Annotated in this window: 14 protein-coding genes; 2 read left to right on the top strand and 12 right to left on the bottom strand. The window is 58.0% G+C overall.

Annotated elements, in window-relative coordinates:
• Positions 1-36: 36 nt before the first annotated feature.
• Positions 37-3,801, top strand: a complete 3,765-nt coding sequence (locus LPB19_RS15375; RefSeq protein WP_206643757.1) for a YhdP family phospholipid transporter — start codon at positions 37-39, stop codon at positions 3,799-3,801.
• A 14-nt stretch (positions 3,802-3,815) separates the two neighbouring features.
• Entirely contained in the window at positions 3,816-4,658 is an 843-nt protein-coding gene (locus LPB19_RS15370; RefSeq protein WP_206643756.1) for a carbon-nitrogen hydrolase family protein, read from the top strand.
• Between the two features lie 21 nt (positions 4,659-4,679).
• Here LPB19_RS15370 and yjgA read toward each other — a convergent pair whose 3' ends face one another.
• The 12 genes from yjgA to LPB19_RS15310 form a co-directional block, all read right to left on the bottom strand.
• A complete protein-coding gene (gene yjgA / locus LPB19_RS15365; protein WP_206643755.1) occupies positions 4,680-5,210 on the bottom strand; it encodes a ribosome biogenesis factor YjgA in 531 nt (176 codons plus the stop codon).
• A gap of 34 nt (positions 5,211-5,244) precedes the next feature.
• Positions 5,245-6,606 carry a magnesium transporter gene (gene mgtE, locus LPB19_RS15360; protein ID WP_206643754.1) on the bottom strand — a complete coding sequence of 454 codons (1,362 nt, stop codon included), beginning with the start codon at positions 6,604-6,606 and terminating at the stop codon, positions 5,245-5,247.
• Between the two features lie 95 nt (positions 6,607-6,701).
• Positions 6,702-6,971: an HPr family phosphocarrier protein gene (locus LPB19_RS15355; RefSeq protein WP_206643753.1), complete on the bottom strand. Its 270-nt coding sequence runs from the start codon at positions 6,969-6,971 to the stop codon at positions 6,702-6,704.
• Positions 6,972-6,978: 7 nt separating this feature from the next.
• Complete coding sequence (rapZ, locus tag LPB19_RS15350) at positions 6,979-7,863, bottom strand: RNase adapter RapZ (protein ID WP_206643752.1); 885 nt, start codon at positions 7,861-7,863, stop codon at positions 6,979-6,981.
• A 28-nt stretch (positions 7,864-7,891) separates the two neighbouring features.
• On the bottom strand, positions 7,892-8,362 hold the full coding sequence (gene ptsN, locus LPB19_RS15345; RefSeq protein WP_206643751.1) for a PTS IIA-like nitrogen regulatory protein PtsN: 471 nt from the start codon (positions 8,360-8,362) through the stop codon (positions 7,892-7,894).
• An 84-nt stretch (positions 8,363-8,446) separates the two neighbouring features.
• Positions 8,447-8,755 carry a ribosome hibernation promoting factor gene (hpf, locus tag LPB19_RS15340; protein WP_206643750.1) on the bottom strand — a complete coding sequence of 103 codons (309 nt, stop codon included), beginning with the start codon at positions 8,753-8,755 and terminating at the stop codon, positions 8,447-8,449.
• Positions 8,756-8,864: 109 nt separating this feature from the next.
• Entirely contained in the window at positions 8,865-10,394 is a 1,530-nt protein-coding gene (locus LPB19_RS15335) for an RNA polymerase factor sigma-54 (protein WP_206645817.1), read from the bottom strand.
• Positions 10,395-10,551: 157 nt separating this feature from the next.
• The gene (gene lptB, locus LPB19_RS15330) at positions 10,552-11,277 is read right to left on the bottom strand and encodes an LPS export ABC transporter ATP-binding protein (RefSeq protein ID WP_206643749.1); all 726 of its coding nucleotides are present in this window, start codon (positions 11,275-11,277) and stop codon (positions 10,552-10,554) included.
• Positions 11,255-11,812, bottom strand: a complete 558-nt coding sequence (gene lptA / locus LPB19_RS15325) for a lipopolysaccharide transport periplasmic protein LptA (RefSeq protein WP_206643748.1) — start codon at positions 11,810-11,812, stop codon at positions 11,255-11,257. The genes lptB and lptA overlap by 23 nt, the downstream gene beginning before the upstream one ends.
• Positions 11,796-12,464: an LPS export ABC transporter periplasmic protein LptC gene (gene lptC / locus LPB19_RS15320; protein WP_323127893.1), complete on the bottom strand. Its 669-nt coding sequence runs from the start codon at positions 12,462-12,464 to the stop codon at positions 11,796-11,798. Before lptC ends, lptA begins: the two co-directional genes overlap by 17 nt.
• The gene (kdsC, locus tag LPB19_RS15315) at positions 12,461-13,030 is read right to left on the bottom strand and encodes a 3-deoxy-manno-octulosonate-8-phosphatase KdsC (RefSeq protein ID WP_206643747.1); all 570 of its coding nucleotides are present in this window, start codon (positions 13,028-13,030) and stop codon (positions 12,461-12,463) included. The genes lptC and kdsC overlap by 4 nt, the downstream gene beginning before the upstream one ends.
• A complete protein-coding gene (locus LPB19_RS15310; protein WP_206643746.1) occupies positions 13,030-14,010 on the bottom strand; it encodes a KpsF/GutQ family sugar-phosphate isomerase in 981 nt (326 codons plus the stop codon). The genes kdsC and LPB19_RS15310 overlap by 1 nt, the downstream gene beginning before the upstream one ends.
• Between the last annotated feature and the right edge of the window lie 105 nt (positions 14,011-14,115).

The following is a 14,115-nucleotide window of genomic DNA, read 5'->3' as shown; positions in this document are numbered from 1 at the left end:
GGGGGTAACTGGTCGACAGTTGGTTTAGGAGGCCGGATGTCCGCCACCGGTGATGAACGCAGCTCGACCGAGAGCCCTCCCGAGAAGCCCTCAATGCGGCTTGCCGCCCGTTTATCGAGTGCGGTCTGGTGGCTGTTGCTCTTCGTACTGGTGTTGTTTGCCCTGTACGCCGGGCTTGGCCGGCAGCTGACCAGCAACATCGATTCCTATACCGCCGACCTTGCGACTGAGCTGTCAGCGCGCCTTGGCCATCCGGTCTCGATTGGCCAGCTGTCATCCCGATGGTTCTGGCTTGACCCTTCCTTCACTGCCCGCGATGTTGTTATTAACAAACCCGACTCGGATCAGGCTCTGGCGCAGATCGAGTATTTGCGGGTCCGTTTTGACTTTCTGTCGTCGCTGCTTCGGTGGCGGGTTGTTTTCGAAGATTTTGAAGTCGACGGGGTGGAGCTGGCCCTGAGCCAGACCGGTGCTGGCGACTTGGATGTGCAGGGGCCAGAATTGACTGGGCCGGTTAACAGCCGCCTGAGCCAATTGTTGAGGGTGGCGGGGCAGTGGTTGTCGGAACCCTACGTCAAGGTGACACGCCTGAGCCTTGCCCTGCAGGACCGGGAGGGAGAGGTTCGCCACCTGGATGTTCCGCAGCTTGACCTGGTGTATCGCCAGGGCCTGTTCCGTGCGTCCGGCCGGGCAATCAAGTCGGGCACTGCCGAGCAACTGGCAAGCTTCAGTCTGGTGGGGCGGCAGTTTTTCCGCGGCGACTTCACCGGGCAGCTGTATCTCGACGTTCAATCCGGCCGATTGTTCGATGAGCTGGTGGATGACTATGAATGGCGCGATCTTCGGGTTGAAGGTGTTGATCTGGGCGGTGAGGCCTGGCTTACGTTTCAGGGCGGCGAAGTTCAGCAGATCAATGGCCGCCTTAACACGCCTTATCTGCAGTTGTCGGTCCGCCAGGAATCCCTCGCCCCAATTGAGGATATCCAGGCTCGGTTCGGCTGGCGCCGGGCCAACAATACCCATCCTGAAAACCGCTCAGAAGCAGGTGCCGCTGATGATTTGGAGCCGCCCGGGGAGTGGCACCTCCAGCAACTGCAATGGCGTTGGAATACCGACACGGTGTCGCCTTTCAGCTTGAGCCTCTTGCCAACGGGTGATGGTTTGCGCGCGCATGCGGATGCTTTGCCGCTCGGGCCGCTTCAGCGCCTGCTGTCGGCGCTACCTGTGTTGCCCGATGTCGCGACCAGTGCTCTGGCCAATTACCGTCCTGAAGGTTTTCTTGACCGGGTAACGCTTGAGCTTCCGGCCGATCCCCAGGCCAGCTTCCAGTTCGGTGGCCAGCTCAGAAACGTTCGGATTCAGGCACACAACGGCGCGCCGAGTATGACGGGGCTGGCCGGGCAATTGTGGCTCGATCGCGAGCATGGTTACGTTCAGATAGAAAGCGCCGATGAGCCGATCGGCATGGCGTTCCCCAAACTTTACAGCGCAGGGTGGTTATTTCCTGAATTAAAGGGCCGCGTCATCTGGCAGACCGATGAAAATGGCTTTCGCGTCTTCTCTGATGATCTGACGATGCACTACGGCGAGCAAACCCATTTTGCCGGGGCCTTCAAGCTCGCTCTGCAAAAAGACGTTGCCAATACGCTGGAGCTCGACATCAATGTCCAGAATGGGACGGAAGAGACCTTATACGCGTTCCTGCCCGACAAAACGTTGAACGCCAACCTATATGACTGGTTGACCGAGGCCATCCAAACGGCGGATAACGTTTCCGGATATTATCGCGGCGGCGGCCAGATCGGTGCGCGTGCCGAACAAGGCTCGTTTGTATCGTCGATGGCTTTCGATTTCGACAGGGCCACGGTGGCGTACAGTGACCGCTGGCCAGTGGTATCCGGGGCTAAAGGCCGGGTTGTGGTCAAGGACGGACTGACGGACGTGACGCTGCAGGCAGGCCGTACCGGCGGTCTCTCGCTGGAACCCAGCACCGTGACGGTTGGCACCGAAAATGACGAAAGCGTTGTCCGGGTGAACGCCTCCGCACAATTTCCAGGCAAGGCGGTTGGCTTCTGGCTCAGTAATAGTCCTTTGGGTGAAATGGTCTCCGAACGTGCGGCGGAACTGGAGATCGACGGCACCTATGACATGGCCTTGGACCTGGCATTGCCTCTGGGTGAAACGGCTGAACCTCGGGTGGACGTGCAGCTCAAAACCGTCGATGGGACCGTTCGGTATCCCGACGCGGACCTGGTCTGGAAAAAGATCACTGGAGAGCTGGGTTACAACTCGGACACCGGAATTTCCGGGCTTGGGCTGAGCGCCACGTTTCTCGGCCAACCGGTGGAAATTACGATTGCATCGGCCGGCAACGACTCCGGGCTCTCCATCCGGCAGTGGGGGCGGGTTCCGGTTGCGAGTCTGTTCAGGCTGGCAGGCGCAGATGAGGGCAGCAACTTCGGCGTGAGCGGGATCGTCTCCTACGCGGCAGAGCTTGAGATGGGAGACCAGGCTGAACCGGGCGTGCGTATTCGTTCTGGCCTCCGGGGGGTCGCCCTGGACTGGCCTGGTACGCTGGCGAAAACAGCCGATGAAGTGGCGCCGTTGAAAGCCTACATCAGGCCCGCTGCAGACGGTGAACTCTCAATTGATGCCGACTGGGAGAATCGCGCCGCTTTCTCGTTGTTGCTCAAGAACTCCGGCTTGGATCTGACCCTCAAGCACGTCTACCTTAAGGATCAGCGGCTGGAAAACGTTCAGCTAGAGGCGACGTCCTTGGGGGATCGCTGGGTGATCGATACCCGTTCCGAGCGCTTGGTTGGGCGCGTGGTTATCCCGGATAACGACAGCGTAGTGGAGGCTGACCTGGACGTATTGCGACTTCGTCGCGATGAAAAAGAGGAAGGTGACGCGACGAGCGTGCTCACTCTGGAGGAACAGCTTGAGGCGTTCCGCTCGCTCGGGATGGGAGAGTGGCCGGATATCGATGCCACAATCGCTGACCTTCGGCTCGGTGACGAGTCACTGGGGGCCTGGTCCTTCCGACTGCGCCCGGAGTCGGAGCGGTTGATCGTGGAAGGCATGGAGGGGCGATTAAATTCGCTGACGCTCCGGGGCGACATGACCTGGAGCATCCTCGGGGGGCGGGAAGCAACTCAATTCGCCGGACAGATTGCCGGTGGTGCCCTGACCGATCTCGGGCCGTTGTTGGGTTACGATGTACCACTCACCAACGAAACTACCCATATTGACGTCGATTTCGACTGGCCGGGGCGGCCTGACGAGTTTTCGGTAGAGCGACTGAGCGGCTCCGTGCAGCTGCGGCTGGACGAAGGTGTCATACTTGAACAGAACAACACCGCGCAGCTGTTTCGTGTCTTTAATTTGTTGAATGCAGACACCCTGTGGCGCCGTTTAAAGCTCGATTTCTCGGACCTGTACGAACGGGGTGTGGCATTTGATGCCGTCTCCGGGCAGGCTCAGATCAACCAGGGGTTGCTGACGCTGGATCCGGAGCTCCAGGTGGTGGGGCCGTCGGGGGCCTTCAAGGTAACGGGCGCTACCAATATGGCGCTGGAAAACCTGGATATGAAGCTGGTCGTGGTGCTGCCCCTGACTCAGAACCTGCCTCTGGCCGCCTTGTTGATGGGCGCGGGGGCACCCATTGGCGGGGCCCTGTTCGTGCTGGACAAAGTTCTGGGGGATCCGTTAAGCAAGCTGACGAGTGCCACGTACCGTGTCTCGGGGACCTGGGAGCAGCCTGAGGTAAAACTGCAACGTGTTTTCGATACCGGTCAATAACAGGAGCGGGTGATATGACAGCTGATCAATCTCAGCAGGTGGCGGCCATTCAGATGGTCAGTGGCCGAAATATTGACGCCAATCTGAAGGAAGCGGCCCGGCTGCTTGCTGAAGCGGCCGCGCAAGGCGCCTCGGTCGCTGTTCTTCCGGAAAATTTTGCGGTGTTGTCGACCGGCCAGATGGTGAGCTGTGGCAACCGGGAAGCCGAAGGAGAGGGGCTTATCCGTCGCTTCCTTGCAGAACGAGCCCGTGAGCTGGGTATCTGGATAGTGGGCGGTTCCTTGCCTCTCGGGCTTCGCCCTGACGGGACGCGCATTGACGACAGGGTCCGGGCCACGTGCCTCGTGTATGACGATCAGGGGCGTCAGGTCGCACGTTACGACAAGATCCATCTGTTCGATGCCATGGTTGAGGACGCGCACGGCCAATACCGCGAATCGGATACCTTTGAGCCCGGAGACGAAGTGGTGACGGTGGATACGCCGGCCGGCGTGCTTGGCATGGCTATTTGCTACGATTTGCGCTTCCCCGAGCTGTTCAGGGCGTTGCGGGCAAAAGGTGCTACCTGGGCTTGCCTGCCCAGTGCCTTCACCTGGCAGACGGGTGAGGCTCACTGGCACGCTCTGATTCGAGCGCGCGCCATCGAGAACCAGTTATGGATCGTAGCGCCCAATCAAGGCGGCCAGAACAGCGAGCGGCGCAAAACCTATGGCCACTCGCTGATCTGTGATCCCTGGGGCAGGGTAGTTTCTGAAATCGATCGCGAGGGGCCGGGGCTGGTATGCGGAGAGCTGAATATGGAGCAGCTTGCGGAACTCAGAAAGCGGATGCCCGTGTGGGAGCATCGCCGGCTTTAGCGTAGCTGCTTCCGTCTTTTTTCACGGATTGGCGGCTTCGGCGTCGTCAATGCACTCGCGCAAGTAGCGGAAGAGTTTTTTCGCCTGCCCGGTGTTCTTTTCCTTTTCCACGTCTTTTCTGGCGTTTCGGGCCAGGTTACGAAGGTGTTGCAGGTCAGAGGTCGGGCAGTAGTTGAAAAACTCCCCGACCACACTGTCGCCTTCGGCAATCATTCGATCCCGCCAACGCTCGGCCAGATGATGACGACGGGTGTGTTCCTCGCTGCCGGCGTCGAAGGCATCGATCGCCCGCTTGAGGCTTTCGGGGTCGTCCTCACGACGAATGATCTTGCCGATGTATTGCAAATGGCGCCGGCGAGCCTCGTTCTGTCGGATCCGGTGTGACTGCTCCACCGCCGACTTCAGGGATTCGCTGATCGGCAGGGTTTCCAACTGCTCCTTGCTCAATTCCAGCATTCGCTTGCCGAGGTCTTGCAGTGCGTGCATCTCGCGCTTGAGTTGGGATTTGCTCTTACCAAGCTCGTCTTCTTCGTAGGAATCGTGTTCGCTCATGATGGATCCGTAGGGTTAGGTCAGAGACCGACTGTTAGCCGTAGAACACGGTGGCAAGGCCCAGAAAAGCCATGAAGCCCACCACATCGGTGACCGTTGTCAGGATAACGCTGCCGGCCAACGCCGGGTCAATGTTACGGGATTTGAGAAACAGGGGCAGAACTGTACCCACCAGCGCTGCCGCGACCAGATTTATAACCAGAGCGGCGGCGATGATGCCGCCAATCAGCAGGTCATTGAACCAGAGCGCCGCCGCTGCTGCGACGACCAGCGCCCAGAATAAACCGTTCAGGACGCCAGAGAGAAACTCCCGGTTGAGCAGCCAGCCCACGTTCGCGCCACTGATTTGGCCTACGGCCATGCCTCGTATCACCAAGGTTAGCGTCTGGCTGCCGGCAATGCCGCCCATGCTGGCGACAATGGGCATTAACACCGCCAGTGCGACGACCTTGGAAATGGTTTCCTCAAACAGCCCGATCACGCCGGCGGCGATGAAGGCGGTAATCAGGTTGATCCCGAGCCAAACGGCACGCCGTTTGGTGGTTTTCCACACGGGCGCAAAGGTATCTTCGTCTTCGTCGAGACCAGCCATGCTCATCAGGGAGTGGTCGGCGTCCTCGCGGATAACGTCGACCACGTCATCGATGGTGATTCGGCCCAGCAGCTTGCCATCGTCATTCACAACCGGCGCCGAGATCAGGTCGTAGCGTTCAAACAGGGTTGCGACCTTGGTGTCGGTCAGAGCAACCGGGATAGGCTCAATGTCTGTATCCATCACTTCCCGCACGGTGGCCGCCGGGTTGGACACGAGCATGGTGGTAATGGGCAGCATACCGATGAAATCATCCCGACGGCTGACCACAATGAGGCTGTCGGTCATCGGAGGCAGGTTGCGGTGTCTGCGCAGGTATCGCAGGACAACGTCGATGCTGATGTCGGGGCGGACGGTGATGGTGTCCGTGTTCATCAGACCGCCGGCGGTGTCCTCCGGATAGGACAGGACTTCCTCTACCCGCTGACGATCCTGCTCGTCCATGGTATCCAGAACTTCCTGGATAACGGTATCGGGCAACTGTTGCAGAAGGTCAGCGAGGTCGTCGGACTCAAAGTCCTCGATGATATCCGCCAGTTCCTGGGCGTTCAGCTGGCTCAGGAAATAGCCCCGGATATCATCGCTCAGGTACTGGAGAACCTCACCTTCGAGTTGTTTGTCCACCAGGTTCCAGAGCAGGGCGCGCTGGCGCGGAGGGGACGATTCCAGAAGGTGGGCAATATCACTGGGGCTCAGGCCACCGTTGAGGATCCGGGCGACCTGTTTCAGCGATCCGCTGTCGAGGGCTTCACTCAGGGAGCGGAGTCGCTGGCGAGCCTGACTTTTTTCCAGAATATCGGTCATGGATTACCTGCAGTCAGAAAACGCCTGCATTATAGCGGAGTTAGAGTCTATTGGTGAGGGGGACTTTCAGGTAAATGCTGCGCCCTTGAAGCGCCTTATTCTCCTTCACCAAAATAATCGTTGATGAGGTCGGTCAGCGCCTCAACCGCAGCCTCCTCATCGGGCCCATCGGCGACCAATTCGACCTCGGTACCCTTGCTGGCGGCCAGCAACATCACTTGCATGATGTTCTTGGCGTCCACGTCCCGGCCTTTGCCGTGAATTCGGACACTGCTGTCGAATTCCGACGCTTTGGCCACCAGCTTAGCCGTAGCGCGGGCGTGCAGGCCTAACTTGTTAATGATGGTGATGGGGCGGCGAATCATGGCGAGTTCAGTTGTGTTCCGGCAATTGCAGGTGCGGGAGTTCAGAGTGCCGGACCTGCACGTTGCTGTAGCGCTTTTGGAAATGCTCGCGCAGTTGCTCACTGACAAACACCGAACGGTGCTGGCCGCCTGTGCAGCCGATCGAAATGGTCATGTAACTGCGGTTGCTGTCGGCAAACGCCGGAAGCCAGCTCTCAAGAAAACCGATCAGGTCATCAACCATTTTCCGGCTGGCAGGTTCCTGCTCTAGAAAGTCGATTACCGGTTGGTCCAGGCCGGTATAGGTTCGCAGGCTGTGGTCCCAATAGGGGTTGGGCAGACAGCGCACATCGAACACGTAGTCCGAATCCAGTGGCACGCCATGCTTGAAGCCAAAGGATTGAAAAAGCAGCGCCAGTTCCTGATCTTTGCGCCCTACGACCCTCTGTTTGACCATGTCGCGCAACTCGTAAATCGAGGTGCCGGTGGTGTCGATATACAAGTCTGCCAGCTTGGAGAGGGGTTCGAGCAATTTCTTTTCGTTGTGGATGGCTTCCCGGAGGGAGGTTTTCTCATCACTCAGAGGGTGCTTGCGTCGTGTCGCGTGGAAGCGCTGAAGCAGGGACTGTTCGTCCGCATCGAGGAAAATAACCTCGACCGTCAAACCGGTGCCTTTGAGTCGCTCATGAATGTCTTCGAAATTGCTCAGCTCGCTAGACAGGTTGCGGGCATCAATGCTGACGGCCATTTTGCTGAGTCGACCCGGCTTGGCCTGGTCGGTCGCTTGTTGGGTCAGGGGCGACAACAATCCAATGGGAAGGTTGTCGATACAGTAATAGCCAAGATCCTCAAGGACATGGAGTGCTGTACTTTTACCGGAACCAGACCTGCCACTGACAACGATCAGTTTCATGGTGGGTTCAGCCTCCCTGAGTGGATGGTTACGAATTCGTTGCGGTCATCTGCTGGTAAAGGGTGCCGGGTGCATCGCATTGGCGAAGCCGGTCACAAAAGATCCGTTCGTTGAACTTCTCGGCCAGCTGGCTAAGCAGTTCGAGATGCTCGCTGGTGGCTTCTTTCGGCACGATCAGGGCAAAGATAAGGTCAACGGGCTGATTGTCGATGGCGTCGAACTCGATACCCTCCTCCAGGGTTACCAGGACGCCAATGACCCGATCGAGCCCTTCGAGCCGGCAGTGGGGAATGGCGATGCCCTGGCCAATGCCGGTGCTGCCCAGACGCTCCCGCGCAACAAGATTATTGAAAATCTGGCTTTCGTTGAGCGTGCTGTCGTGCTGATGGATTTGGTCGGCAATAAATTCCAGCACCCGTTTCTTGCTTGATGCAGAAACTTTGCAAAGCGTCAGTTCGGGCAAAAGGATATTGTCAATTGTCAGGGATGTGTCGCTCATGAATCGACTGCAGGTCGGTTAAAAAAAGCTGCGGCAGGGTAACCGTGCCGCAGCGCTCTTGGCTAATGCTGGTGAAAGCTCTGGCTACCGGGAACCGTTGCCGTGCTTTCGCTCCACGTTCTTTTCCTTGTGCTTGAGGATCTGACGGTCAAGCTTATCAATCAGGGAATCAATTGCCGCATACATGTCATCATTTTCAGCCTTTGCGTGAATTTCACCACCAACCACATGCATGGTTGCTTCCGCCATCTGGCGCACTTTCTCGACCTCCAGGGTAACCTGGCAGTTGTTGATGTGATCAAAGTGCCGCTCCAGCTTTTCGAACTTCTCTGAAACGTAATCCTTGAGTGCGGGAGTCAGTTCTACATGATGGCCTGAAATGTTGAGTTGCATAGGCGTCTCCTGTTGTCATCATGCCGTCCCAATGGGCCGGGCTGAAAGCCAGCGCAGCGGTGTGCGCCAGCGAAATTGTTCAGGGGCAGCCTTGGCAGACCGTATTCCCCTAAACCAGTCTTTTTCGTTCGTTGGATGGCGGAATGTGCATGGCTTCCCGGTATTTGGCTACCGTGCGTCGCGCCACCCTGATGCCCTGTTCTCCTAGCATGGCCGCAATTTTGCTGTCGCTCAACGGCTTTTTTGGTGTTTCCGCTGCGATCAGTTTCTTGATCATTGCACGGATGGCCGTCGAAGAACACTCCCCGCCTTCGTCTGTACTGACGTGGCTCGAGAAAAAATACTTCAGCTCGAAAATACCCCGGGGAGTGTGCATGTATTTCTGCGTGGTCACCCGGGAGATCGTCGATTCATGCATTTCCACCGCCTGCGCAATATCGGACAGGATGAGCGGTTTCATCGCCTCTTCGCCCTGATCCAGAAACCCCTGCTGGTGCTCGACGATGCGCGTAGCCACCTTCAGCAGCGTTTCGTTTCTGCTTTGCAGACTTTTGATGAACCACTTGGCTTCCTGCAGCTGATCTCTGAGATAGGTATTGTCGGCGCTGCTGTCCGCCCGCTTTATTAATGAAGCATAGCTCGCATTGACGCGGATGCGCGGTGCAATCTCGGGGTTTAGCTCAACCCGCCAGCGGCCATTGTGTTTCCGGACAATTACATCGGGAATCACGTAATCGGGTTCCGCCTGATCGATAACATCACCCGGACGCGGGTTGAGATTCGTGATCAGGGCGAGCACGTCACGAAGCTGGTCTTCTTTCAGCCGGCTCCGGCGAAGCAGTTGCGCGTAATCACGGTTGCCCAGCAGGTTAATGTAGTGGGTAATAACCAGTCTTGCCTGCGGCAGCCAAGGGGTTTCCGGTGGTAACTGGTTCAGCTGGATAAGCAGGCATTCCTGCAAATCCCGGGCAAATACGCCTGACGGATCGAAATGCTGCAGACGGTGCAGTACCGCCTCCACTTCGTCGAGTTCCAGCGGATCCTCGTCCTGCTCATCCATCAGGCCGGCGTGGATTTCTTCCAGCGGGCTGGTCAGATAGCCACGATCATCGACCGCATCCAGCAGGGCATGGGCAACAGCTGCGTCTCGTTCACTGAGAGGGGTCAGGTTCAGCTGCCACAGCAGGTGATCGTGCAGGGTCTCAGTCGGTGAATTCCGGGTCTCGAAGTCGTGATCATTTTCGTCATCGTTACGAGCGGCCGACGCCGGTGCTGATTGATAGATGTCGTCCCAGGCTGTGTCTACCGGGAGATCGTCGGGAATGTTGTCCGGTGCGTCATTCTCGGTGGACCAGTCGGGGCCGGTATCCGGTTCGTCCCAATCTTGCTCGGGGTCTGGCGCGGCGTCTCCGGTTACTTCGCTCTCAGCGGAGCTCTCGGCCTTTTCAGCGTCGTCACTGGTGGTGTCTGGCTGGTTGTCGTCGTCTTCCGACGTTTCCAGCATTGGGTTGGATTCCAGTGCCTGCTGGATCTCTTGTTGGAGATCGAGGGTAGATAGCTGCAGTAGCCGGATCGCCTGTTGAAGCTGGGGGGTCATCGTCAGGCTTTGACCCAGCTTTAACTGTAAAGAGGCTTTCATCACCATGGTTCAGGATCCGTTACTCATCAGCTCACGCGATTACGGAATGTGTAGTAAAACTCTATATGAGACCAGCGGTTGCGGAATTTTCGCCGGCTAGCAAGTTCTTTGCCGAGTTTACTCGGTAGCGATTGCCAAGACAATCTGGTGCAGGGTGTCACAGTCGGAATTCGTCCCCGAGATAGACTTCCTTCACCTGTTGATTGGCGAGGATGCTCTCGGCGTTTCCAGAGGCAATAATGTGCCCGCCGGACACAATATACGCGGTTTCGCAGATGTCCAGGGTTTCCCGGACATTGTGGTCGGTAATCAGCACGCCAATGCCTTTATCCCGGAGGTGTCGGATAATGTGTTTGATGTCGCTGACCGATATGGGATCGACCCCGGCGAAGGGCTCATCGAGCAGGATAAAAGCCGGCTCCATGGCCAGTGCACGGGCAATTTCCACGCGCCGGCGCTCACCACCGGACAGTGCCATGCCGGCGCTGTCACGGATGTGGGTAATGTGGAATTCTTCCAGCAGTTCTTCGAGCTTGTGTTCGCGCTCGCTTCGGCTCAGGCGTTTCCGGGTTTCCAGGATTGCCATGATGTTGTCACGTACTGACAGTTTTCGGAACACCGAGGCCTCTTGGGGCAGGTATCCAATGCCTTTTCTCGCGCGACCGTGCATGGGCAGGGGTGTGATGTCCTGTCCGTCGATGGTGATGCGGCCATGATCGGCAGGCACCAGACCCACAATCATGTAGAAGCAGGTCGTTTTACCTGCGCCGTTGGGGCCGAGCAGGCCAACGATCTCGCCGCTGCGAATCTCCAGCGAGACGTCAATAACCACTTTTTTCTGTTTGTAGCTTTTCGCCAGATTACTGGCTCTCAGAACTGCCATCGGATCCCTGTTTTTTGCTGGTGCTACGTGGCTGAATGACCATTTCGACACGGCCTCGACCGGAGCTGGTTTCGCTGCCACCCTCGGCGGTTACAACTCGACGGACGGTATCATAATGAATGACCTCTCCGCGGAACAGGTTCCCGTTCTGCTGTATGATGGCGTCTCGCTCGAACGTCAGTTCATTATCCGAGGCGGACCACTTAATACTAAGCGCCCGCGCATCGGTTTCACCCGATCCGTCCCGGGCTGGCTGCTGGTAGCGAGCAGGGCTGCCGGTGGCTTCCACCCGGTTGAGATCATTTCCGGACCGGTAAAGCACAACCCGGTCTGCGGTCAGGCGGGTTTTACCCTGAACCAGTTCGACGTCGCCGCTGTATGTGGCTATGCCCTGGCCATCATCCAGCCGGGCGCTGTCTGCGCTGACCCTGATCGGTTGGTCGGAGTCCAGGCTAAAGGCGGCGGCAGGGCCGGTAAGTGTCAGCGCGAAGGTGAGTGCCAGCGCCCCTCGGAGCCGCTTATTTGCCTGTTTCATAACGTCCTTCCACCTGGGATTTGAGTTCCACAATGCGTTCGTCGATCCATGCTTTCATACCTTTGGACCGGGTTACCCCGATTTTGTCGGCTATGGTAACCGGCGCTTCGGTGTAAACGATACCCAGATCGTTATCCAGCGTGAGGGATTCTGTGGTCAGGACGGTTTCCCGCTCCCCCAATTGCTGAAACACTCGCACGTTGCCGGTCAGGTACAATATCCCCTCGTTCTGCAGCAGGCTGCCGTCTTCGGCTTCGATTTGCCAGGGCGAGCCGGCCTGCTCGCTGAAAATATTGGCTTTTGGGGCCTCAACGGTGGCCAGGTTGCCCTCTTCAAACTGTTCAATACGCGGGCTGGTGAACTGGATTTCCAGCTCGCCGGCCTCGTTGTAAGAGGTATAGCTGCCATTCACGACAAAGCCATCGGGCTCCCGGTTGCCCCGCAGCTCTGCTCGATCATCGGCAGAGGGCGGTCGCTCGTCACTGCGCCAAAGCAGGAACAGGGTCGCCCCGACGGTGGCGATCAGTGCCAGTGAGCGCAGCCAGGGGCGGTTCTCCAGCGTGAGCAGGGCTATCAGGCCGCCTTCTGGAGTGTCCCGGTCTGTTTCCTGAGTGCCGTCCTGAAGACTGTCGGGTGAAGATCCGTTTGTCATGCATCCGATTCCAGGTATTTTGCCAAAGCGCCGTCCAGTTTGTTCTGTGATGTCAGGATCAGGTCACATGCTTCTCTGACGGCCCCCGCGCCCCCGGCGACCTGAGTGCAGTAGTCCGCGTGTTGGCGCACCAGCCAGTAGCCGTTTGGCACGGTAATGCCCAGGCCTGCGTAGCGAATAGCCGGCAGGTCGGGCAGGTCATCACCCATGTAGGCGATCTGTTCCGGCAGCACATCCATGGTGCTGACCAGCTCCTGCAGTGCCACTTTTTTATCCTCACGGCCTTGCATGAGGTGTTTGATGCCGAGATCGTTCATCCGTTTCTCGGTCAGCGGTGAGCGTCGCCCGGTGATAACGGCGACGGTGATGCCTGCGGCCATGAGTTGTTTAAGGCCCAGACCGTCCAGAATGTTAAAACCCTTCAGTTCGTCGCCGTTAGCGCTGAAGTAAAGCCTGCCGTCGCTCATGATGCCGTCGACGTCCAGGGCGATCAGCCGGATCTGCGCGGCCTTTGCCAGCAAGGTATCGGGCCAATGGGCTTGCAGCGGGTGCGGTGCGCTGGTCATCAGATCACTCCGGCTCGCAGCAGGTCATGCATATTAATGGCGCCAACCAGTTCACCCTGTTCGTCGGTTACTGGCAGGGCGTTGATTTTCATTTCTTCCATAATATTCAGTGCCTCCGCCGCGAGGTGATCGGCCTGAATGGTCTTGCCGTTGCGAGTCATCACCTGTTCGATGGCGGTGGTGTGGACATCCAGGTTCTTGTCGAGCGTGCGTCTCAGGTCGCCGTCGGTGAAGACTCCGGTCAGTTTGCCTCTGGCATCCAGCACAGTCGTCATGCCTAATCCCTTGCGGGAGATCTCCAGCAGGGCGCCACTGAGGGTGGTTCCCTCCTGAACCCGGGGGATACGGTCACCGATGTGCATGATGTCTGATACGTGCAGCAGGAGTCTGCGCCCCAGGCTCCCGCCGGGGTGCGAGAAAGCGAACTCTTCTGCGCTGAATCCGCGTGCCTCCAGTAGAGCCACCGCAAGGGCGTCACCCATGACCAGCGTGGCGGTGGTGCTGGAGGTGGGGGCGAGGCCCAGCGGGCAGGCTTCCGTCTGGACGCTGACATCCAGATTGGCCACGGCTTCCTTGGCTAGGGTGGAAGTCGGATTGCCGGTCATGCTGATCAGCGGTGCGCCCATGCGCTTGATCAGCGGCAGTATGGTTACCACCTCGCTGGTGTTTCCACTATTTGAAATGGCAATCACGACATCCTGACTGGTGATCATGCCAAGATCGCCATGACTGGCTTCGCCCGGATGCACGAAGAAAGAGGGGGTGCCGGTGCTGGCCAGCGTCGCCGCGATCTTGTTGCCGATGTGGCCTGACTTGCCCATGCCGGTGACGACAACCCGCCCTTTGCATTGCATGATCACTTCACAGGCTTTGACGAATTCTCCATCGATACGTTGTTCCAGGGCCTCGATGGCCTGGCGCTCAATGCGGATGGCCTGAAGTGCGGATGTGCGAAAATCCTGTGTGCTCTTTTCGGTCATCGGGATCCTAGCCTGGTCTGAGTGGGTGAGTGTCGAAACGCCAATCAAGAGTCGGTGTGTTAACCGGAAACTAGTTCAAGTCGGCTGATCAGTATATCATTTTCA

The organism is Marinobacter salinisoli, from assembly GCF_017301335.1.
In the GTDB taxonomy this organism is placed as follows: domain Bacteria; phylum Pseudomonadota; class Gammaproteobacteria; order Pseudomonadales; family Oleiphilaceae; genus Marinobacter; species Marinobacter salinisoli.
The sequence above is the reverse complement of the archived record's forward strand: the minus strand, read 5'-3'. Positions and strand labels throughout refer to the sequence as shown.